The following is a 21723-nucleotide window of genomic DNA, read 5'->3' as shown; positions in this document are numbered from 1 at the left end:
CAAGTTCCGGCTTTGGTCAATTGCCCGTTAACCAACGCGTTGCTATAAGCGGTTTATAGATGCTCTTGCAGGGTAACAGGCGCCGAAACGACAGATGATTTCACAGCAGGCACTTTCACACTCCATGACGAAAAACGCCCCGTCGCGGTCAATCTTTACCAAGATCGCCAAAACGGTGATGGTGCTGTTTGCGCTGCTGTTCACGTCGCAGATGATGACGTCTGCCGCATCCGCCGAACCGGCCAAGGTGCTTGGTGCGCGTCTGGGTGTTTATCCTGATTACACGCGTTTTGTGATCGATCTCGATCAGGATGTCGATTTCACCTATTTCCTGCTGCCTGACCCATACCGCATCATCATTGATATGCCCGAAATCGACTGGAACGCCCCACCGGGCAAGGTGACCTCGGGCGGCGGGCTGATTTCCGGTCTGCGCTATGGTCTGTTTAAACCGGGCACGTTCCGTGTGGTTCTTGATGTTGCGCAGCCGTCTCTGGTGTCGAAGATTTTCTCACTCCCGCCTGGGGGTGGCAAACCCAACCGTCTGGTGGTTGACCTGAAACCGACAGGCCGTGATGCGTTCCTGACGGCATCGCGCCAAAGCATGGAAGCCTATTCCGCGCGCAGCCGTAATGACACCAGTGCCACCGAGCAAAGTGTCGATGTCGCTGTGAAGTCTGGCCGTGGCGGTGATGAAAAACCCTTGATCGCCATCGATGCCGGGCATGGTGGGGTTGATCCGGGCGCGATCGGTGTTGGCAATGTCTATGAAAAGGACCTGACCCTTGCCGCGGCGCGCCAATTGGCTGAAACCCTGACGGCATCGGGGCGTTATCGCGTGCTGCTGACACGTGACAAGGACGTGTTCCTGAAATTGCGTCAGCGCGTCGAAATCGCGCGCAAGAATGGCGCGGACCTGTTTATTTCCCTGCATGCAGACTCGATTGCCAACCCCAAACATCGCGGCGCGTCGGTCTATACCCTGTCTGAAAACGCATCGGACAAAGAGGCCGCCGCCCTGGCATCGAAGGAAAACAAGGCCGACGTCATTGCCGGGATTGATCTTTCCGATGAAAACACATTGGTGCAAAGCATCCTGATCGATCTGGCCCAGCGTGAAACCATGAACCTGTCGGCGACCCTGGCGGCCAACATGGTTACCCAACTGGCCCAAAGCATCGAGCTGCAGCGCCGCACCCATCGCTTTGCCGGGTTTGCGGTTCTCAAGGCGCCCGATATCCCGTCCGCCCTGTTTGAAATGGGATATCTTTCGAACGCGACGGATGCCAAGCTGCTGCAAAGCCCCGCCCATCGCAAAAAGATTGCCGAGGCCGTCATGCGGGCAATTGATATCTATTTCGAGAAGCACAAGTTTTAAAAGCTGGGCGGCGCGATTGCGGCCTTCGGGATCAATCCGGCCTTTGGGGCGTTGATTGATGGTGGTTGTGCGCTGTTTGCGGAATAAAACCCGCCGGGCGTGGCGGCTGTCACAACCTCGTCATTATTTTGCCGCTATAATGCGGGCAAATCCGGGTTTTCGGCACAGACGGGCGAAATGTCTGCCGGGACATTGCATTTCCGATAAGAGTGCATGAATATGCCCCTGATCGGATCAGGCCAACAAAATGAAAAAGACCTGCTTACATGCGCATTTTACTTAGTATTTTCGGCTTTCTGTTCTTGATGGCGGTTGCGGGCGGTGCCGGTATGCTGGCGATCTTCTGGCATTTTGGTCAGGGACTTCCCGATTACACCCAGCTTGAAAATTACGAGCCCGAGGTCATGACACGTGTGCATGCATCTGACGGGGCGCTGATTGCCGAATATGCCCGCGAAAAGCGCGTTTTTGTGCCGATTTCGGCCATTCCGCATAAAGTCATCGACGCCTTTGTCGCGGCCGAGGATAAAAATTTCTTCTCCCATCCGGGGATCGATTTTGCCTCTGTCCTGCGCGCGGCTGTCACCAACGTGGTCAATTTGGGCACGGGCAAACGCCCGGTCGGCGCATCCACCATTACCCAGCAGGTCGCCAAGAACTTCCTTCTGACCAACGAAGTGTCCTATGAGCGCAAGATCAAGGAAGCCATTCTGTCCTTCCGCATCGAACGCGCCTTTTCCAAGGAACACATCCTTGAGCTTTACTTAAACGAGATTTACCTCGGCAGTGGCAGCTATGGTGTGGCTGCTGCCGCCTTGCGCTATTTCGACAAGTCGCTTGATGAGCTCGATGTCGAAGAGGCGGCCTACCTTGCCGCCCTGCCAAAGGCACCCTCGAACTATCATCCGGTCCGGAACCATGACGACGCCAAGGCACGCCGGAACTGGGTGATTGGCCGGATGCTGGAAGAAAAATACATTACCGAGGCCGAAGCACAGGCCGCTTGGGCATCCCCGCTTGAAGGCAAAACCCGTGAATCGGTTGATACCTATCAGGCCGACTTCTTTGCCGAGGAAGTCCGTCGCCAGCTTGTCGACCGTTACGGCGAAGGCATGCTGTATGACGGTGGCCTTTCGGTGCGCTCCACCGTGGTGCCCAATTTGCAGGATATCGCTGACAAGGCCCTGTTTGACGGCCTGGTCGAATATGACCGTCGTCACGGATGGCGCGGTCCGATCACCAATATTGATCTTTCCGGGAACTGGCAGCAGACCCTGCGCGAAGTTGAAACACCGGCCGACATCCCGTGGGATCGGGCAGTGGTGCTTGATACCGATGCCAATGAAGCAAAACTTGGCCTGATGAATGGTGAGCAGGGCCGCATTCCGCTGCGCTTCCTGACATGGGCACGCCCGTGGCAAAAGGGCCAGACATTGGGGGCGGTGGTGAACCGCCCATCAGATGTTCTTTCGCCGGGGGATGTCATTTACGTCAAACATTTTGCCGAGCTGGATGGTGAACAGCTGCCGCCCAATACCTATGGCCTGCGTCAGATCCCCAATGTGAACGGTGGTCTGGTGGCGATGGACCCGCATACCGGACGCGTCTTGGCGATGTCGGGTGGTTTTTCGCATGACCTGTCGAAATTCAACCGTGCGACACAGGCCCGCCGTCAGCCGGGTTCGGCCTTCAAGCCATTTGTTTATCTCGCTGCCCTTGATCAGGGCTTTACCCCCTCGACACTGGTTCTTGACGCGCCGTTTGTGATTGATCAGGGCCCGGGACTTGGCAAGTGGAAGCCGGGCAACTATAGCGGCAAGTTCTATGGTCCTTCGACCATGCGCCTTGGCATTGAAAAATCACGTAACCTGATGACGGTGCGTCTGGCGCAAACCATCGGCATGCCGACCGTGGTTGATTATGCCGAACGCTTTGGCGTTGTTGATGAAATGCCCGATGTTCTGTCGATGTCGCTGGGGGCGGCCGAAACAACCGTGATGCGCCTGACCGCGGCCTATGCCGAGCTGGTCAATGGCGGCAAGAAAATCACCCCGACCCTGATTGACCGCATTCAGGACCGTCGCGGCAATGTCATTTACCGCCGCGATGAGCGCGAATGCGCCCAATGTCAGGACGTGGCATTTCGTAATCAGATGCCGCCGGACCTGCCTGACACCCGCGAACAGCTGACCGATCCGGCCAGCGCCTTCCAGATGGTGCACATCATGGAAGGTGTTATTACGCGCGGGACCGGTCGCCGCATTGCAGAGCTTGGCTATCCGCTGGCGGGAAAAACCGGAACGACCAATGATTCCCGCGATGCGTGGTTTGTTGGCTTCTCGCCGGATTTGGCGGTTGGTGTTTATGTCGGCTTTGATGACAACCGATCCCTTGGTGACAAGGAACAGGGTGCAAGTGCAGCAGCCCCGATCTGGAAGGAATTCATGCGCGGTGCGCTTGCGGGTACCAAGGCCATTCCGTTCCGAACCCCGCCGGGTATCCGCATGGTGCGTGTAGAAGCGCGCACCGGTCTTCCGGCCCGCCCGGGCGATCAGGACGTGATCTGGGAGGCCTTCAAACCCGGCACCATCCCGGCGTCAAACGACAATGTCATTGATGGCGGTTATAGCGGTTCGGGTGGATCCGACAGCGGGGGTGGCTCTGTCGCAGGGCCGGGTGGTATCTATTAGAGTTATCAGTTTTCCCTCATGAAAAACGTATGAACCCGGCGCATCAATCGCGCCGGGTTTTTGCATGCTTGCGGGGGTTTCAAGTGTGGCAAAAACTGTTATAAGCCACGCCGATATTGCCGCATCATCCATGCGGCGAAACAGATTTTCAGACGAATAACGGAGACATCAATGCGCGCCGAAGCACAGGCATTGGTCGATGAAATCAAGCAGTCGATGGCACTGCTGAGGAGGCATCTTTGACTGGGATAACGCTCTTAGACGCCTGGACGAACTGAACGCACTTGCCGAAGACCCGACCCTTTGGGATGACGCGGCCAATGCGCAGAAAGTCATGCGTGAACGTACCCAGCTTGATGACGCCATCAATGGTTATAAAAAGCTTGCCCAGGAACTCGAAGACAGTGTCGAACTGATCGCGCTTGGCGAAGCAGAAGGTGATGAAGAAACGGTCGAGGAGGGCGAAGAAGCCCTGCGTTCGATCCGCGAAATCGCCGCAAAGCGCGAACTTGAAAGCCTGCTTTCGGGCGAAGCCGATTCCAATGACGCCTATCTTGAAATCCATGCCGGTGCCGGCGGGACCGAGGCGCAGGATTGGGCATCGATGCTGGCGCGCATGTATTACCGTTGGGCAGAGTCCAAGGGTTACAAGCTCGAGATGCTCGAAGAAAGTGACGGCGAGGAAGCCGGCATCAAATCGGTGACCTACAAGATCACCGGTCACAATGCCTATGGCTGGCTCAAGAACGAAGTCGGCGTGCATCGTCTGGTGCGTATTTCGCCCTATGACAGTTCCGCACGTCGCCATACCAGTTTCTCGTCGGTCTGGGTGTATCCGGTGATTGATGACGATATCGAAATCGAAATCCTGGATAAGGATCTCCGGATTGATACCTATCGTGCATCGGGTGCCGGTGGTCAGCACGTTAACAGAACCGATTCTGCGGTGCGTATGACCCATATTCCGACCGGTATTGTTGCCCAGTGTCAGAACGACCGTTCACAGCATAAAAACCGTGAAACGGCGATGAAGATGCTCAAAGCCCGTCTTTATGAGGCAGAGCTGCAAAAACGCGAAGCCGAGGCACAAGCGGTTGAAGACAGCAAAACCGACATCGGTTGGGGCCATCAGATCAGATCCTACGTCCTGCAGCCCTATCAGATGATCAAGGATCTGCGTACCGGAACGGAAACGTCCGATACCCAGGGCGTTCTGAACGGCGATCTTGATGCCTTCATGGCCGCCGCCCTTGCCGCAAAGGTCACGGGTTCTGCCGGTGAAATCGAAGATATCGATTGATTGCCTGCGGGTAGCTGCCTGATTTTACAAACACCCCGCTGGCATATCAGCGGGGTGTTTTTCTTTGTACACGCCAAAAAGACAAGAAAAACGATCCAGGTCTGTAAAAATCCCATTTCTGTCACAGAATTGCCGGATAGCTTTGCAACAGTGAGGTCAAGCGCGGCCTGTCAAAAACAACAAAGCACCGGCACAGCACGGGCACTGGCAGGGCGTGTGGAGCAAACATCCATACTCTCACGGGAAGATCCAAATGGCCCATCAGTCCCATGGTCCGGTCGCGGTTGGCGACCAGTTTAAACTCGCGACACCCAACGGTCCGATTTTCGAAGTTATCAAGATCCGCGAAATGGCACCGGTCGATCATGCGCTGATCACCAAGGTGCGCGATACCAAATCACCAACCCTGATTTCGATCTCGACATTGCTTGACCGTGATTTCTACATTCCGGTTCCGCCGGAAAGCCGTCAGATGCCTGACAACGATGGCATATTGCGCGGCCTTTGATTGTAAAGCCTATCGATAGGCTGTTTTGCGTATTGGAAGACGAAAAACAGGTTGGCTTGGCGGCCCGGACGCGATGAAATGGCCTGATGTGAATTCATCGCCATCCGGGGCCGCCAACATGTCCGATACCAAAACCGATCAACAAATCCTCGAGCGCCTGTTTTCCGTGCTTGAAGACGATATTCTGCCAAAAACGCGCGCCGGGGTGTCGGGCGGGAACAAGCTTTTCGGGGCGGCGATCCTGCGCAAGGATGACCTGTCACTGGTGATTGCTGAAACCAACAATGAAACCGAAAACCCGCTTTGGCATGGCGAGGTTCATTGTCTGAAGCGCTTCTATGAAATCCCCGCTGATCAGCGCCCGGCAACCTCGGAGCTGATCTTCCTTTCCACGCATGAGCCATGCTCGATGTGCCTTTCCGCCATCACCTGGGCCGGGTTTGATAATTTCTACTATTTCTTTTCCTATGAAGATTCGCGCGATGCCTTTGCCATCCCCCATGACCTGAAAATCATGAAAGAGGTCTTCACGCTTGAAGACGGCGAATACAACAAATCCAACGCGTTCTGGGACAGCCATTCGATGATGGGCATGGTTGCAGAGATGCCGGGCGACGAAAAAGAAGCCTATGTCGCCCGGGCCAAGGCGATCTCCGATGAATATGACGCGCTTTCTGCGCAGTATCAGGACAGCAAGGCAGATAACGATATCCCGCTAAGCTAAACCCAGCGCAAGTCGAGTTTCCAAACCAAAAAACGTGCCCCGTTATGAAACGGAGCACGTTTTGGCTTGGGCGAGAGATTTGATCAGGCAGCTCGCACCGTTGCGATGAAGCTATCGACTTCCTTGCCAAGTCGGGTTGCAGATTGTGAGAGCTCTTGTGCGCTGGCAAGAACCTGGGCTGCGGAATGGCTGCCTTCGGTTGCGGCCTTGGTAACATCGGTAATTGCGTTGGCGACTTCCTGCGTGCCATTGGCGGCAAGAGCAATGTTATGGGTGATTTCGTTCGTGGTGGCGTCTTGCTGCTCCACGGCGGCCGAAATCACGGTCGAGCTTTGTTTGTTGTTTTCAATAACGTCACTGATCTCATCGACCGCGGTCACCATGGTGTTGGTGATCCGCTGTACCTTTTCGATCTGTCCTGCGATGTTTTCGGTTGCACGAGCGGTCTGGCTTGCAAGGTTTTTGACTTCCTGTGCAACAACCACAAACCCTTTGCCCGCATCGCCTGCGCGCGCCGCCTCAATCGTGGCATTGAGCGCGAGAAGGTTGGTTTGTTCAGCAATGTCCTGGATCAATTCCACCACGCTGGAAATTTCACGCACAGAGTCTGCCAGTCCGTTCGCGGTTTCGCGCGTCGAGGTGGCTGTTTCGGTTGCACGGGTCGTGATGCTGGTGGCGTTTTGAACCTGCGCACTGATTTCCCGGATGGAGGTTGCCATCTCCTCGCAGGCAGATGCCACCGTTTCGACATTGGCACTGGCAAGGCCCGACGCATTTGATACCGACGTTGCCTGCGTGTTGGTCTGTGCCATCATTGCTGTCAGACCCTGCGCGGTTGCTTCAAGCTCGGTCGCGGCAGACGCCACAACCCTGACAATCGAGCCGACATTGTCCTGGAAGGCATCGGCAAGCTTGTTCATCTGCTCACGCTTTTCTGCAGCAGCGCGTTCCTTGGACTTTTCAGCCTCGGCTTCAAGTTCCTTGGCCCGGATCATGTTGGTTTTGAAGACTTCGGTTGCCTTGGCGATATCGCCTATTTCATCGGCGCGGTTGGTGCCAAAGACCTCGGTATCAAGTTTGCCATCGGCAAGCTGTCCAAGATTACCAACAATCTTTTCAATCGGTTTGGTGACCGAGCGGGCAAAAACCATGCTTCCGCCAACGCCAAGGGCCGTCACGATGGCGACGATCACTGCCGCGATCATCAAGGCGCTATAAACCGGCCCGAATGCTTCGGCGGTATCGATTTCGCCCAGTACAATCCAGTCAACGCCATTGAAGTGGACCGGCATATAGGCCGAAATCACCGGGATACCACGATAATCAAGAATTTCGTGAATACCACTATTGCCTGCCAACGCTTCGCGCGTTGCATCCTCGTTTACACGGGTTTTCAGGATGGTGCTTTCCTCGGAGAATCGCGAATCACTGCGCATCAATCCGTTTTGCCCAACGATATAGGTCTCGCCACTTTCACCCATGCCAACAGACACATTCATGATGTTGTTAATGCGTGAAATCGGCATCTGGAAAACAAGCACGCCAAGCAATTCGCCGGATTCGGTGCGGACCTGATGGCCGATGAAGCTGGCCGGTGCGTCTGCACTGGGCGTATAGGGGCTGAAATCGGTAAAAGCGATGTCTTTGGGTGAGCTTAGTGCCATTGTATCGCGAAATACGCGTCCAAGATCGGTATCTGCCCACTTACCGTCATTGAGGTTGGTGGCAAAGTCCGCTTCCTTGAAGACGGAATAGACAAGCTCGCCATCCGGACGGATCAGGAAGATGTCGTAATATCCTTTTAGTTCAAGGAACTCGCGGAAATGCGGGTGATAGGTGCGGTGCGCCTGGCTCCAGTCGGATCCATCCCCGGCATCGGTCAGAAGGTGCTTCTCGCCAAGCGGATGCTTATTGTCCGAGATATAAAGCGTTTGAAGCTTTGACATCGGATTGCCATCCAGACGGTCCCAACCTTGGGTGAATGCGTTCAGGGCATCACGCGTAAAGCCACTGTCGGCTTCGATGATCAGGTCTTCCTCAATCGATGTCAGATAGGATTGAATAGACTGTTTACGAGCATCTGTGAGCGCGAGAAGTTTGTTATGGACTTCTGTTTTCTGGGTCACCCAGAGTTCAAAAGACAAAATGCCACCAGCGCTCAGCGCGGTCAGCAGGATCAGGCACGCTATGATCGTCGGCAGCTTCACCGAAATACGTTTCATGACATTTCCTCTCGCAGTGCCCGTCGCCCGTTGGCGAGCTCTGGGGGACTTTCGTCCAGGTTTCGACAGTGTCAAAATTAACCGTTGGTATAGTTTTTACTTTTGTTGACGACGCGAAAACATCCCCATTTAGGGATATTGATTGTTTGTTGAGTATTTGGTGATTGAACGCCAGAGTTGAAGTGCGCACTGTATGTGCTTGCAAACGGTGTTTGGAACGTCTGAGTCCGAATCTGGCGAGTTTTATCGATCAGTTCTGCTAAACTGCCGGACATGGAACAGCTCAATAACGATATTTGCTATCAGGCACTCAAAACCCGGGACCGTCGCTTTGACGGGCGGTTCTATACGGCCGTGCGCACCACCGGGATTTTCTGTCGTCCGATCTGCCCGGCCGTGACGCCCAAGCGTGACAATGTCGAATTCTATCCCAGTGCCGAGGCCGCGATTGCGCACGGCTTTCGCCCGTGCCTGCGTTGCCGGCCCGAAGCAGCGCCGGGCAGCCCGGCAAGTGCGGGCGTGCATGCCACCGTGGCCCGCGCGGTGCGTCTGATTGATCAAGGCGCGCTTGAAGACGGCTCGATTGCGGGGCTAGCGGATCGGCTTGGCGTCGGGGACCGGCATTTGCGCCGCATCTTCAAGGACCATACCGGCGTCACCCCGCAGGAACATGCGAAGGCACGGCGACTGCTCCGTGCCCGACAGTTGATTGTTGATAGCAACCTGACAATGACCGAAATCGCCGACATCGCCGGGTTTGGCAGTTTGCGCCGCTTTAACGACGCGATGAAGTCTGCCTATGGTCAGGCCCCAACTGCCTTCAGGCGGGGGGTGAAATCCAGCACACCGGCAAATGCGGGATCGGATGATCCGTTTGCCCCGCGAAGTGATGATTTGATTTTACGCCTTCGCGCCCGCCAACCGTTTGACGCCGAATACCTTCTGACCTTTTTCCGGGCGCGTGCCATTCCGGGTTTGGAAACCGTGCGGGAGCGCACCTATGTGCGCGGCTTCAAAATTGACGCGCGTCTGGGTTTGATGATCTGCCATTTCAGTTCAGATCAAAGTGGCGTCGATGTCATCCTGCGCGGTCCTGCGCGTGAGGCGGTACTTGAAATCGGCGAACGGGTGCGCAGGCTGTTTGATCTTGATGCCGATGTTCCATCGATCACCGCGCAATTTGCCGAGGATGCATTACTCGCCCCGCTGGTGGAAAAACGACCGGGCCTTCGGGTGCCCGGATGTTGGGACCGGTTTGAACTGGCCGTTCGTGCCGTGCTGGGGCAGCAGGTCTCGGTCGCAGCCGCGCGGACTTTGGCCGGTCGGCTGGTCGCGCGTTTTGGGGATGCTTTGCCAGATGATCTGGTGGACGGAACCGGCATCACGCATGTCTTTCCAACACCACACAGCCTGATCGGGCAGGAACTGATCCCGATTGGCCTGACCACGCGCCGGGCGCAAACCCTTGCCGATGTGATTGATCTTTTTGCCAGCCCGGACTGCGATCAGAAATCCGGTGATGAGCTAATTGCGACAATGACGGTGATCAAGGGGATTGGCCCATGGACGCTGAATTATTTTGGCCTGCGGGGGCTTGGCGATCCGGATGCCTTTCCGGCGGCTGATCTTGGCATCCTCAAGGCGTCAAGCATGGGCGGTGGCCCGGACAAACCCAAGGCGCTTGAAAGCATTTCGGAAAACTGGCGGCCATGGCGGGCCTATGCCGCGCAGTATCTTTGGTCCGCATTGGAAGGAGAATGATGATGTCTACCCAGATTAATGTCATGCGCTACGCAAGCCCGATCGGGAAACTCTCGCTTGCGAGTATTGGCTGCAAGCTGGTGCATCTTGATTTTGAAGACAATGACGACCGCCTGCACACCATCCAAACCCGACGTTTCAAGGACCTTGACTGGCAAGAAGGCGGCACGGCACCCGCACCAGTGATCAAGTGGTTGGACGACTATTTCGCAGGCACCGTCGGGCCGTTGCCGATGGACTCAATCAACATGGTCGGTACCGCGTTCCAGAAATCAGTCTGGGATGCCCTGATCACGATCCCGAGTGGTCAGAGCCTGTCTTATGCCGGGTTGGCTGATCAGTTGGGCAACCCCAAGGCGGTGCGGGCCGTGGCGCGCGCCAATGCGCTTAATCCGGTTTCGATCATTGTGCCATGCCATCGGGTGATTGGGTCAAATGGCACCCTGACCGGTTATGCCGGTGGGCTTGAGCGCAAGAAATGGCTGCTGGAGCACGAGGCCGCCATGCGGGCCAAGGCGGCCTGATATCAAAAGAAAAGGCTGCCGGGTGGCAGCCTTTTTTGTTGTGGCGGTTGTGGGTCGGCTGATCAGATCGACATGACGATCCGGCCATCGATCTTGCCGTCACGCATACGATCAAAGATCGAGTTGATGTTTTCCATCGGCTCGGTCGTGAAGTGGGAATGCACTTTGCCATCGCCCGCGAAATCAAGGGCTTCCTGCAGGTCCGCACGGGTGCCGACAATCGATCCACGGATGGTTTTGCGCGACAGGACGGTATCGAAGATATCAAGTTCAAACGTTCCCGGGGGCAGGCCGCACAGCGCCATGGTGCCACCACGGCCCAGCATGCCAACGCCCTGTTTGAAGGCCGCGCGCGAAACAGCGGTGACCAGCACGCCGTTGGCGCCCCCCATCTGTTTCTGAACTTCGGCGACAACATCGGCCTCGGCCGCATTTAGGGTCCAGTCCGCACCAAGATCCTTGGCGAGTTTGAGTTTCTCGTCTGCAATTTCAACGGCGATAACTTTCATGCCCATGGCCTTGGCATATTGCACGGCCATATGACCCAGTCCGCCGACACCGGAAATCACCACGGTCTCGCCGGGTTTGCATTCGGTTTCCTTGAGCCCCTTATAGACCGTCACGCCAGCGCACAGGACCGGCGCGGCATTGCCAAATGCAAGCGGGTCGGGCAGGTGGCCGACATAATCGGGATCTGCCAGAACATATTCGGCAAAGCCGCCATTGACGGAATAACCGGTATTGAGCTGCTCACCGCACAGTGTTTCCCAACCGGTAATGCAGTGATGGCAATGACCGCAGGCCGAATGCAGCCACGGCACGCCAACACGGTCGCCTTCCTTGACCGATTTTACACCTTCGCCAACTTCGGCAACAATGCCGACCCCTTCGTGACCGGGGATAAAGGGCGGGTTCGGTTTGACCGGCCAGTCGCCTTCGGCTGCGTGAAGATCAGTGTGGCAGACGCCGGATGCCTCGATCTTGACCAGGATTTTTCCCGGCGTGACCTTGGGTACGGTGACTTCTTCAATCGACAGGGGATCGCCGAAAGCGCGAACAACGGCGGCTTTCATGGTGGAGGGCATGGTGACAACTCCTTGCTGATGACAGTGAAAAGATCATGCTTTTCGTCAAATATCGCGCTTGGGAGTGTCGATGATTTAAAGCACTACCACCATGAGCTGTATCAATTGTCTGATGATTTATTTTTGGCGGTGTGCTGTTGATGCGCTTTCGCCATCAATGTCGGGCAGTTCAAGGACATAGTCCTGATAATAGTCGGGCGGCATCCCGGCTTCGTAGCGTGCTTCGTCATTAAAGGGTGGTTTGAGCGGCCCACGGAAATGTTTGCGCAGCATGTCATGCCAGGTGGTGTAATAGGGCAGCCCGCGCTGATCACAGACATATTCGTAGTATTTTCGACCGGCTGCGACATGGGCGATTTCATCATGGGCGATGATTTTAAGAATACGCGCACTTTCCGTATCCCCATGCGCGAGAAGCCGTTCGATGGTTGGCGGGGTAGCATCAAGACCGCGGGCCTCAAACACCATCGGCACCACGGCGAGACGCGGCAAGATGTCATAGGCCGTATCCATTGATGTCTGCCATAGCCCGTCATGGGCCGGCAAATCGCCATAGGCCGCGCCCAGTTCGCCAAGGCGCTTGCTGATCATTTTGAAATGGCGGGCTTCGTCATCAGCCACCTGAACCCAGGCATCATGAAAATCGCGCGGCATGTCGGCTTCTGGAAAGCGCACACACAGATCCCAGGCCAGATCAATCGCGTTAAGCTCAATATGGGCCAGCGCATGCAAAAGCCCGATGCGGCCCTGAACACTACCTTTCTTGCGTTTGGGCATCTTGTTGGGCGCAAGAAGTTCCGGCTTTGCCGGACGACCCGGGCGGTTGGGCAGGTCGGTGGAGCCGACTTCGCTGATCTCGCCGCTGCGCCACATGGCAGCCATTTCGGCGGTGACATTGGCCTTCTCGGCGGCGTCTTCGGTCAGAAGGGCCTTTTTCGCGGCTTCGGCAAGGGTCAGCTTGGTCATGATCGTCCGGGTACGGGGTTGTTTCTCGGGTGCGCTTTGTCTGCCACTTGGTGGGGACCGGGTCAATGCCAAAGCAAAAGGGCGGTCCGTCATGGTGCCGGTCCGCCCTTGATCAATTTCGTCGGTGGAATGAACTAGGTGATGTTAAAGCGTGCCAGTGCCTCTGCCAGATCCTCGCCAAAGGCATTGCCCTTGCGGATGATCGCGGTTCGGCATGGCAGGTCCTGAAGCGACGGGTGGTTCGGTGCATCCGAGGTCAGAACGGCGGTCGGAATGCCGCGCGTTTTTGGCATCGCCTGAAGGGCATTAGCCACATCAACGCCGCTTAGTTCATCAATGGTTTTCGCAACGATGATGAAATCCGGACGGGTGCGCACCGCAAGTTCAATCGCCTCGAACGAAGTTTGCGTGACCGAGCTTCGATACCCGCAGGCGGCAAGTTCGCGTTCCAGAATGGTTGCCATCGAGCGCTGCGGAATGACCAGCAGTGCTTCGACATTGGCCTTCTTCAACCAGGCCGGATCAATATCAGGGGCCCGTTTGGATGGCAGTTCACGCACAAATTCGGCGGTGTCGGTGCCACCGGCTGTCATGTCACCTTCAAGCAGGGACTGGATTTTATCGACAAAGGCCTGAATGTCCTCAATCGAGCCATCATTCAGTTCCTTGCAGGTCGTGACGTAATCGGCAAGACGATGACTGGTCAGGTTGATCAGCGGTGCTGCAACCGACTTGCCCTTGTACCGCAGATTGAAGACTTCGCGCTGGATGGCGGTCAGGTGGGCAGGATCTTTTTTACCGCGTGCGTTCTGCAGATGAACGTCAATCGAATTGATGATGTCATTTGCTTCGTCGCGAAAATCCGCCAGCATCTGATCGTCGAGATCGACAACATTGTTACTCATTGAATTACCCGCTTTGCCGGCATGCCGGTGAGTTTTCATCAAACAGGTGAGGACAATGCATCACCCATCACTCCCATATCCGAATTTTTATCCCGACAAACAAGGGATGGCAACAAAATCAGCAAATTGCGATATTGCCAGAAGCCTGAAAGAAAACATTTTTTGTGCTGAAAAAAACAAAGGCCCGGCACTGAAAAGCCGGGCCTTGTTGCTGAAAAATGCTGAACTCAAAGGGCTTTGACGGCCTCAAGAACCTCGGCGACATGGCCTTTGACCTTGACCTTGCGCCAGGCATTGCGAATGACACCACTGCCATCAATGACAAAGGTGGAACGCTCAATGCCCATGAATTTCTTGCCATACATGTTCTTTTCTTTCCAGACACCGTAATCCTCGCAGGTGGTGCCGTTCTCGTCAGAGGCGAGAATGAAGTTCAGATCATGCTTGGCCTTGAATTTGTCGTGCCGTTCGGCGCTGTCTTTGGAAATGCCGATGATTTGCGCGTCAACTGCGCTGAAATCGGGTTCGGCATCGCGGAATTCGCAAGACTCGGTCGTGCAGCCCGGGGTCATATCCTTGGGATAGAAATAGATCACCACCGGCTTGCCTGCCAGGTCAGACAGTTGCACGCTGCCATTGCCATCGGTTGGCAGTTTGAAATCCGGGGCCTTGTCACCAACATCAACTGTCATGGTCTATCCTTTATCTCTGATCTGTTTGCCGCCATCGTGGGATGGATATGGTCGAGAAAATATAATGTCTTATAAGCTTGGCAAGGGCTGTTGGATCATTGTGGTGAGTCTGATGGCGTAACCTTTTCGGCGGGCGCGGCAATCACACGGTCATAGATATCTTTGATACGCGTTGCCGTGCTTTCCATTTTGTCCTGAAGGCTTGCGAAATCATCGCACTTGCCAGCATTGGCCAGCATCTTTTGCAAATCCTCGCTCGCACTTTCCGGATCAAACGGGCCTTCGGTGGTCAGGCGCAACATGGCTTGCAGGGCCAGCCAGAAGGAACTGCCATTGGCCAGAAATTCTGCTTCTTCAGCCTCCATGATGCCAGCTGTGCCAAGGTTTTTGAAAACCTCACGTGTGGTCGGGGACAGGATTTCGGGATGGTCATGGGCATGGCGCAGTTGCAGATATTGCGCAATGAATTCCAGGTCAACCAAGCCACCACGACGCATCTTGATCGCCCACGGGTGGTTGTCGCCTTTGCCCGCTTCCATGCGGTTGCGCATGTCATAGACCGCACGCACCAGCTGGTCGGGATCGCGCTTTTTGCACAACACGTCATTGGTGGTCGCCAGCACCTTGTCACACAGCGCCTTGGGCCCATAAACCGCGCGCAAGCGGGTCAGTGCCATATGCTCCCACGTCCAGGCTTCATTGTTCTGATAGGCCTCAAAACTTTTGAAATGGGTCGCAAGCGGCCCCTTGGACCCGCTGGGACGCAGGCGCAGATCGGTTTCAAACAGCACGCCTTCGGCGGTCGGGGCCGACAGGGCGTTGATGTAACGCTGACTCAGCCGGATGTAATAATGGCCGGGTGACAGGGGCCTGTTGCCATCAGATTCTTCGGCGTCTTCGGGGACCTCATAGATAAACACCATATCAAGGTCCGACCCGGGTGAAAGTTCCTGACCGCCATGCTTGCCAAGCGCAAAGACCGCAAGCCCGCCATCGGCAAACTTGCCATGCTTGGCAGCAAAATCGTCGGCAATGCGCGGGAACAGGGCACGAATGGCAACGTCGGCCACATCGGCCAGGGCCCGGCCCGCTTCGTGCGGGGTTTGACGGTTCTGGATGGTTTGCACATCAATCTGGAATTTCTGATCATTCGCCCAACGCCGCGCAGTATCCAGCCAGTCTTCGACCATGTCTTCGCGTGACAGGCGGACATCAAGCTCCGCAATCATCGCGTCGGCATCAGGCAATTCTTCGTGGAAGCCCGACATCAGAACGAAATCCAGCACCGCGGCATTGCGCCCGATATATTTCGCCATGCGCGGCGCGGTGCCAGCAATCTGGGCCAGAAGTTCCAGCAATTGCGGGTTGGCGGTAAACAGCGAAAACAGCTGCACCCCGGCCGGAAGACCTTTGAGGAAATCATCAAAGGCGCGAAACGCCATGTCCGGATTGGTGGTTTTGCCAAGGGCACCCAAAAGGGTCGGCATCAATTCAGTCAGGATTTCACGCGCCCGACGCGATCGGGTCGCGCGATAACGCCCATGGTGCCAGCCGCGCACGGTGACCGAGACATTCTCGGCATTTTCAAAGCCCATCTCACGCAGGTTTTTCAGCGTATCGGGATCATCTTCGGTGCCGGTGAAAACAAGATTGCCAGACGTGCCGGCCAGCGGCACATCATCCTCGAACAATTCGGCATAGTTGTTTTCAACATTGCGCAGATGAAGCAGCAAATCCGCCTTGAAGGCATCAAGTGTGTCATAGCCAAGGAAGGTCGCAAGGGCGAGCAAGCCGTCATCGGTATCGGGCAGGGTTTGCGTCTGCTGATCATTGATCATCTGCAGGCGGTGTTCGACTGTCCGCAGGAAATCATAGGCAGCCAGCATTTCATCACGGACTTCTTCGGACACCTGACCGAATTCAGTCAGCGTGCGCAAGGTATCGCAGGTCGCCTTGCCGCGCAGGGCAATTTCGCGCCCGCCCCAGATCAGTTGCTGGGTCTGGGCAAAGAACTCGATCTCGCGGATGCCGCCACGGCCAAGTTTCACATTGTGACCGGGGATATTGATCTTGCTGCCGCCCTTATGGGCGTTGATCTGGCGCTTGATCGCATGAATGTCCTGAATGGCAATGAAATCAAGGTGCTTGCGCCAGACAAACGGGCGCAGGATTTCAAGAAACTCGTCACCTGATTTGCGATCCCCACCAACGATGCGCGCCTTGATCATGGCCGCACGTTCCCAGTTCTGCCCGACGGTTTCGTAATAGGTTTCGGCTGCAATCATCGACAGGATCGGCGGGGTGGATGCGGGATCGGGGCGCAGGCGCAAGTCGGTGCGGAAAACATAGCCATCGCCTGTGCGTTCTTCCATGATCCGGGTGATGTCGCGCACCATACGCACCAGATCCTGTTGAATGCGATCCGGATCCAGATAGGTCACCACATCCTGATCATACAGGAAAATCAGGTCGATATCGGATGAATAGTTAAGCTCGCCAGCCCCAAGCTTACCCATGCCAATGGCAAAGATGCCCGATCCTTCAAGCGGGTTTTCCGGGTTTGGCAGATCATATTTGCGCAGGCGCGCCATGGCGGACAAACAATGCGCCATGGTGAAATCAAGCGTGCGTTCCGCCGTTTCACTGATGGCCGAGGTAATTTTATCGAGCGGCCAGGCCTTGCAGATATCGGCGACCGCAATCACAAGTGCTGCCTTGCGTTTGGCAACACGCACAGCAGCCATTGCAGCTGCCTGATCCAGATCGCGTGCATTCGCACTGATATGGATCGGCTTAAGTGCATTGGCAAAAGCCTGATCAAGGCCGCGATCAAACACATCGCAAACCGTATCAGGATCGCGCAGGCACAGGTTGGTCAGATAGGGGCTGTTGCCAAAAAGTGCTTCCAAAACCGCACGTTTTTGGGGATTGGACGCAATCTCGCCAATTTTGTCTGACAGGCTTTCAAACACCGGTCGATCACCCAGCGCGTTCCAGCGTTCGAACGCATTGGCGACACGATCGGAATCGAAGGCTTTGGGCAGGTCCTGTGAAATCCAGGAAAGAGACACTTTTTGCGTTCCTTGTATTGCGAAATGGTCACAAACCGCGCTATGCAAAGGGTTGCGCCTGATTGCATAAACTCTGCAAGGAGTTGGACGTCCTGATCAACAGGATGACTTATCTGTTTCTAGCTTTTCTGTGATCGGACAAAAAGGGGTATAGATCAATAACGGTCTGGTACTTTCAGGTAAGGTGGTCGTCGCCACAATCATACCAGACCTGACAGGTTGTTGATATTGCTGCATATGACATCGGGAACACAGGGTACAAAGAGTGCGCCACGTTAAGACTTTTGCCGGATGGCTGGCGCTGACTTTATCAGCCATCGTCCTATTTGTCGGCGTGTTCGCAGCAGTCACGATCTGGCGGCTGTCCCAGGAACCCGTGTCCCTGCATCGCCTGACCCCGTATCTGGTCGACCACCTCAATCAATCGATGGGCAATAACCGGCTGGCCGTCGACGATGTCGTTCTGCGCTGGCGCGGCTGGGATGAAAAGTTTGATGTCGGTTTGCGCGATGTCAGCATCTTTGGCCCGGACAATCAGGAACTCCTCCACGTCCCCGAAGCCGATGTTGTCTTTTCCAGCAAGGCGCTGTTTGAAGGCGTACTGGCCCTTCGTGAACTCAATCTGATCGGTCCACGCATTCGTCTTGAACGCAGTGCAGATGGTACTATTGATGTCGGCTATATCGCCGAAGAGGCGGTGGAAGAAGTTGCAACCCTCCCGGACACCGAAAGCGCGGTTGATGGTGCAGCGGCACCCGTCGGGGAAACCTATGAAAAGGGCCGTGGATCATCGGTCGTGATTGATCTGCCAGATGCCCCGGATAGCGAAGCCGAAGAACCGGCGCGTGAAACCGAAAATCCAGAAGATGATACCGCGCTTGTCGAGCAGTCCGGTAATCCGGTTTTGCATGATGTGATTGCCATCCTGTCGGGCGAGCGCACCGATATTCCGGCTGCGGCCTATTTCGAAAGCTTCGGGATCGTCAATGCCGACCTTGAAGTCCGCGATGAGAAAATAGGTATCGTCTGGGCCGCACCACAGGCCGATATCCTGCTGTCGCGTCGTGCCTTTGGGATCGGGGCCGAGGCCTCCTTGCAGGTCAGTGCGGGTGATATTGCGACCCAGGTCCGGGTGACCGGGGATTACAGTATCGAAACCGGCGAGGTGGACCTTGAAGCCGATATCGGCGAGGTCGAGCTTTCCAATCTTGTCAGCATATCAGACCTGTTTGAAGAACTTCGTGACGCCTATGTCCCGGTGTCGGGCAAGGTGCAAGCCCGCCTTGATGCCAATGGCGAACTGATTTCGGCATCGACGGATATGACCGTTGGCAGCGGGGTGATTACCTTCCCCGAAGAATTGCGGGCGACCTACCGCGTGACAGACGGGCAGATTGTCACAAGTTTTGTGCCCGGTCGTTTCAGCATTGATAATGTTGTTTTGAATGTCGGCGATGCCTCGGCGAAATTGCAGGGCGTTGTGCTTGATCCGTTCAGCCAGTGGCAGGTGAACCTTGATGTTTCTGCCACCGACGTCGCGACCGACGATCTTGATCGTCTTTGGCCCGAGGGCGTTGGCCATGATGCGCGTACCTGGGTTGTGACCAACCTGTCCGAGGGTATTGTTCATCAGGCAACCATGCACACGGAACTGCATCAGGATGAGACCGGCGAGGTTGTTCTTGACGACCTGGGCGGTCAGATGACGATGTCGGGTGTGACGGTGCATTACCTTGGCGAAATGCCCGAAGTGCTCAATTCCGCCGGGCGGGCAGAATTTGATGAAACCAGTTTCAGCATCTTTGTCGATACCGGCGAGGCCGATGGTCTTGAGGTCACTGATGCCAGCATCATCTTTTCGAAACTCGATGAACCGGTACCCTCGGCAGATATCGAAATCGTCGCGCAGGGCAGCGCGCGCAAGGCACTTGAACTGATCGAGGCGAAACCACTTGGCTTTGCCACGCGGCTTGGCATTGATCCGGCCCGGATCAGCGGCGAACAGGCCACCCGTGTGCGCCTCAACTTCCCGCTTTTACGCGCTGTGACCTTTGATGATGTTGATGTCGCAGCGGCCTCGCGGATTGAAAACGCGGCGATTACATCGGCATTTCGTGGCATGGATATCGCCGATGGCAGCTTTGAATTGCAGGTCAACACCAAGGGGCTTGAGCTTGGCGGCACTGCAACAGTTGGCCGTGGCAAAACCAATATTAACTGGGTGGAAACATTCGACCAGCAAGCCGATGTCAAAAGCCATTATAAGCTGTCAGGCGATCTTGATCTTGCCGTTCTGCCCGATATCGAACTTGACCCGCGACCGTACCTGAACGGGATGGCCAAGGGCGATCTTGATATTCGGGTTGCCTCGGACAAGGTGCGTGTGATCGGTGATGTCGATCTTGCCGATGTCGGGATTTCCATTCCCAATGAAACGGTTAGCTATCGCAAGGAACCGGGGGCTTCTGCATCCGCCAAGTTCGATGTTGCCGTGCAGTTTGATGGTGGAGGCGTGATTGACAGTTTTGCCATCTCGGCCCCGGCACTTGAAGCCAGCGGACGCGCAAACTGGCGCGGTGATAACGCCATGGCCGACAAATGGTTGGTCGAACTGCAAGACACCCGTTTTCGGGAGAATATCGATCTTGCCGGCACCGTCCGTATGGAAGACGGCGACCGTCTGCTGGTCGATCTTCGCGGTGCGCAGTTTGATTTGCGGTCCTTCATTGATAGTGATGCAGCCAAAGACAGTGCGCCGGACGCCGAGCCCGAGATGCAGAATTATCTCGTCACGCTTGAGGCGGGTGGTTTCCTGCTAAAAGGTGAAGAACCGCTTTTGAATGACGGCAAGATCACCCTGCGTCAGGAAACCGATAACCGCGAACTTGAAATCACCGCCCGCCAACTGATCGCAACCCCGTGGATCGTGGATGACGAAGGCGACAGCGACGATACGCCACGGGACCTTTCGGGCGCCAATAGCGGTGGTATTGGCGGCCGCGCCGAACGCACCGGCGGCACGACCGAAGTGTTCCTCAATATCGAACAGATGGTCATGGCCAACGGCGAGTTACTCGCCGATGTGCGTGGGTCCATCCATACCGTCGGGCAGGAGTGGGATCGTCTTGTCCTGAACGGGGCATTTGGAGACCGGGCCAATGTATTTGCGCAAGTCACCCGCGAGGATTTCCAGACCCGCACGGTGACGCTAACCAGCGAAGATGCCGGGCGTTTCCTGCGCGCAGTGGATATGTATGACAATCTTCTGGGCGGGCGTCTGACGATCGAGGGGACGGTTGATGAACGCGACTTTGCCCAACCGTTTAGCGGGCAGGCCAGCATTGATGAATTTCGTGTGGTCAATGCGCCGATTGCGGCGCGCGTGCTGAGTGCTGCTTCGCTCACCGGTCTTGGCGATGTTTTGCAGGGCAATGGCATTTCCTTTAACGAGCTGAACGGCGAATTCACCTATGTGAATGATGTGTTGTCGCTTTCAAAGGTCGCGGCAAATGGCTCTGCCGTCGGGGTGACGGCAAACGGATCGATTGATCTGGCGAAATCGGAAATCCGTCTGGCGGGCTCGATCGTGCCAATCTATGCGCTGAACTCCGCCCTCGGTGCCATTCCGATCCTGGGTGATATTCTGGTGGGCGAAGAAGGCGGTGGCATCTTTGCCCCGACCTACACGATTGAAGGCGATCTCGACGAACCCGACATTACCGTCAATCCGCTTTCGACCTTTGTGCCGGGTGTTTTCCGTAACCTGATTACCGGCGCTGAGCCGGGATAGGTAGAGATACGAACACAAAAAAGCAGCGGTGTTAAGTGTCAAGGACCGCTGCATGATATATGCGCATCCTTGCGTTTGCCCTTACAATGATTTTGCGCATGACGGCG

15 protein-coding genes are annotated in these 21723 nt (G+C 55.8%); 9 read left to right on the top strand and 6 right to left on the bottom strand.

Annotated elements, in window-relative coordinates; genetic code table 11:
• Positions 1-124: 124 nt before the first annotated feature.
• The 5 genes from ACXAIA_RS15240 (at position 125) to ACXAIA_RS15220 (ending at position 6600) form a co-directional block, all read left to right on the top strand.
• Positions 125-1378 carry an N-acetylmuramoyl-L-alanine amidase gene (locus ACXAIA_RS15240; protein ID WP_475350077.1) on the top strand — a complete coding sequence of 418 codons (1254 nt, stop codon included), beginning with the start codon at positions 125-127 and terminating at the stop codon, positions 1376-1378.
• A gap of 266 nt (positions 1379-1644) precedes the next feature.
• Positions 1645-4068 (top strand): penicillin-binding protein 1A, encoded by a 2424-nt coding sequence (locus tag ACXAIA_RS15235; protein ID WP_475350076.1) that lies wholly within the window; start codon positions 1645-1647, stop codon positions 4066-4068.
• 171 nt (positions 4069-4239) lie between these two features.
• Positions 4240-5368, top strand: a protein-coding gene (gene prfB / locus ACXAIA_RS15230; RefSeq protein WP_475350075.1) for a peptide chain release factor 2 whose coding sequence is annotated in 2 segments (ribosomal slippage) — positions 4240-4308 and positions 4310-5368 — 1128 coding nt in all. Because the reading frame shifts where the segments join, the coding sequence is not laid out codon by codon here.
• Between the two features lie 253 nt (positions 5369-5621).
• Positions 5622-5876 carry a hypothetical protein gene (locus ACXAIA_RS15225; protein WP_475345601.1) on the top strand — a complete coding sequence of 85 codons (255 nt, stop codon included), beginning with the start codon at positions 5622-5624 and terminating at the stop codon, positions 5874-5876.
• 118 nt (positions 5877-5994) lie between these two features.
• Positions 5995-6600, top strand: coding sequence for a nucleoside deaminase (locus ACXAIA_RS15220; protein WP_475350074.1), 606 nt, complete (start codon positions 5995-5997; stop codon positions 6598-6600).
• A gap of 83 nt (positions 6601-6683) precedes the next feature.
• On the opposite strand, the gene ACXAIA_RS15215 is transcribed toward ACXAIA_RS15220, so the two are convergent.
• A complete protein-coding gene (locus ACXAIA_RS15215; RefSeq protein WP_475350073.1) occupies positions 6684-8822 on the bottom strand; it encodes a methyl-accepting chemotaxis protein in 2139 nt (712 codons plus the stop codon).
• Between the two features lie 273 nt (positions 8823-9095).
• Here ACXAIA_RS15215 and ACXAIA_RS15210 point away from each other — a divergent pair, with 273 nt between their 5' ends.
• Together ACXAIA_RS15210 and ACXAIA_RS15205 are read left to right on the top strand one after the other, a co-directional pair.
• The gene (locus tag ACXAIA_RS15210; RefSeq protein WP_475350072.1) at positions 9096-10583 is read left to right on the top strand and encodes a DNA-3-methyladenine glycosylase 2 family protein; all 1488 of its coding nucleotides are present in this window, start codon (positions 9096-9098) and stop codon (positions 10581-10583) included.
• Positions 10584-10585: 2 nt separating this feature from the next.
• Complete coding sequence (locus ACXAIA_RS15205) at positions 10586-11107, top strand: methylated-DNA--[protein]-cysteine S-methyltransferase (protein ID WP_475350071.1); 522 nt, start codon at positions 10586-10588, stop codon at positions 11105-11107.
• A gap of 62 nt (positions 11108-11169) precedes the next feature.
• On the opposite strand, the gene adhP is transcribed toward ACXAIA_RS15205, so the two are convergent.
• From adhP to ACXAIA_RS15190, 3 genes are all read right to left on the bottom strand, one after another.
• Entirely contained in the window at positions 11170-12192 is a 1023-nt protein-coding gene (gene adhP / locus ACXAIA_RS15200) for an alcohol dehydrogenase AdhP (RefSeq protein ID WP_475350070.1), read from the bottom strand.
• Positions 12193-12309: 117 nt separating this feature from the next.
• Positions 12310-13158, bottom strand: coding sequence for a ferritin-like domain-containing protein (locus ACXAIA_RS15195; protein WP_475350069.1), 849 nt, complete (start codon positions 13156-13158; stop codon positions 12310-12312).
• Positions 13159-13292: 134 nt separating this feature from the next.
• Positions 13293-14063 (bottom strand): response regulator, encoded by a 771-nt coding sequence (locus ACXAIA_RS15190; protein WP_167724028.1) that lies wholly within the window; start codon positions 14061-14063, stop codon positions 13293-13295.
• 55 nt (positions 14064-14118) lie between these two features.
• Here ACXAIA_RS15190 and ACXAIA_RS15185 point away from each other — a divergent pair, with 55 nt between their 5' ends.
• Complete coding sequence (locus ACXAIA_RS15185; RefSeq protein WP_475350068.1) at positions 14119-14304, top strand: hypothetical protein; 186 nt, start codon at positions 14119-14121, stop codon at positions 14302-14304.
• On the opposite strand, the gene bcp is transcribed toward ACXAIA_RS15185, so the two are convergent.
• Complete coding sequence (gene bcp / locus ACXAIA_RS15180; protein WP_475350067.1) at positions 14291-14755, bottom strand: thioredoxin-dependent thiol peroxidase; 465 nt, start codon at positions 14753-14755, stop codon at positions 14291-14293. The genes ACXAIA_RS15185 and bcp overlap by 14 nt on opposite strands.
• Positions 14756-14850: 95 nt before the next feature.
• Positions 14851-17826, bottom strand: coding sequence for a bifunctional [glutamine synthetase] adenylyltransferase/[glutamine synthetase]-adenylyl-L-tyrosine phosphorylase (locus ACXAIA_RS15175; RefSeq protein ID WP_475350066.1), 2976 nt, complete (start codon positions 17824-17826; stop codon positions 14851-14853).
• 265 nt (positions 17827-18091) lie between these two features.
• Between ACXAIA_RS15175 and ACXAIA_RS15170 the strand changes: the two genes are divergently transcribed.
• Positions 18092-21616 carry a YhdP family protein gene (locus ACXAIA_RS15170; protein WP_475350065.1) on the top strand — a complete coding sequence of 1175 codons (3525 nt, stop codon included), beginning with the start codon at positions 18092-18094 and terminating at the stop codon, positions 21614-21616.
• The last annotated feature ends 107 nt before the right edge of the window (positions 21617-21723 follow it).

It is taken from the genome of Thalassospira sp. ABL2_045, assembly GCF_056161285.1.
Note: the sequence above shows the minus strand (reverse complement) of the source record. Positions and strands in the feature narration are given on the sequence as shown.

Excerpts from the sequence above, each read along its gene's own strand:
- ACXAIA_RS15240 (WP_475350077.1), top strand. The coding sequence starts at position 125 with ATGACGAAAAACGCCCCGTCGCGGTCAATCTTTACCAAGATCGCCAAA.
- ACXAIA_RS15235 (WP_475350076.1), top strand. The coding sequence starts at position 1,645 with ATGCGCATTTTACTTAGTATTTTCGGCTTTCTGTTCTTGATGGCGGTT.
- ACXAIA_RS15225 (WP_475345601.1), top strand. The coding sequence starts at position 5,622 with ATGGCCCATCAGTCCCATGGTCCGGTCGCGGTTGGCGACCAGTTTAAA.
- ACXAIA_RS15220 (WP_475350074.1), top strand. The coding sequence starts at position 5,995 with ATGTCCGATACCAAAACCGATCAACAAATCCTCGAGCGCCTGTTTTCC.
- ACXAIA_RS15215 (WP_475350073.1), bottom strand. The coding sequence starts at position 8,822 with ATGAAACGTATTTCGGTGAAGCTGCCGACGATCATAGCGTGCCTGATC.
- ACXAIA_RS15210 (WP_475350072.1), top strand. The coding sequence starts at position 9,096 with ATGGAACAGCTCAATAACGATATTTGCTATCAGGCACTCAAAACCCGG.
- ACXAIA_RS15205 (WP_475350071.1), top strand. The coding sequence starts at position 10,586 with ATGTCTACCCAGATTAATGTCATGCGCTACGCAAGCCCGATCGGGAAA.
- adhP (WP_475350070.1), bottom strand. The coding sequence starts at position 12,192 with ATGCCCTCCACCATGAAAGCCGCCGTTGTTCGCGCTTTCGGCGATCCC.
- ACXAIA_RS15195 (WP_475350069.1), bottom strand. The coding sequence starts at position 13,158 with ATGACCAAGCTGACCCTTGCCGAAGCCGCGAAAAAGGCCCTTCTGACC.
- ACXAIA_RS15190 (WP_167724028.1), bottom strand. The coding sequence starts at position 14,063 with ATGAGTAACAATGTTGTCGATCTCGACGATCAGATGCTGGCGGATTTT.
- ACXAIA_RS15185 (WP_475350068.1), top strand. The coding sequence starts at position 14,119 with ATGCATCACCCATCACTCCCATATCCGAATTTTTATCCCGACAAACAA.
- bcp (WP_475350067.1), bottom strand. The coding sequence starts at position 14,755 with ATGACAGTTGATGTTGGTGACAAGGCCCCGGATTTCAAACTGCCAACC.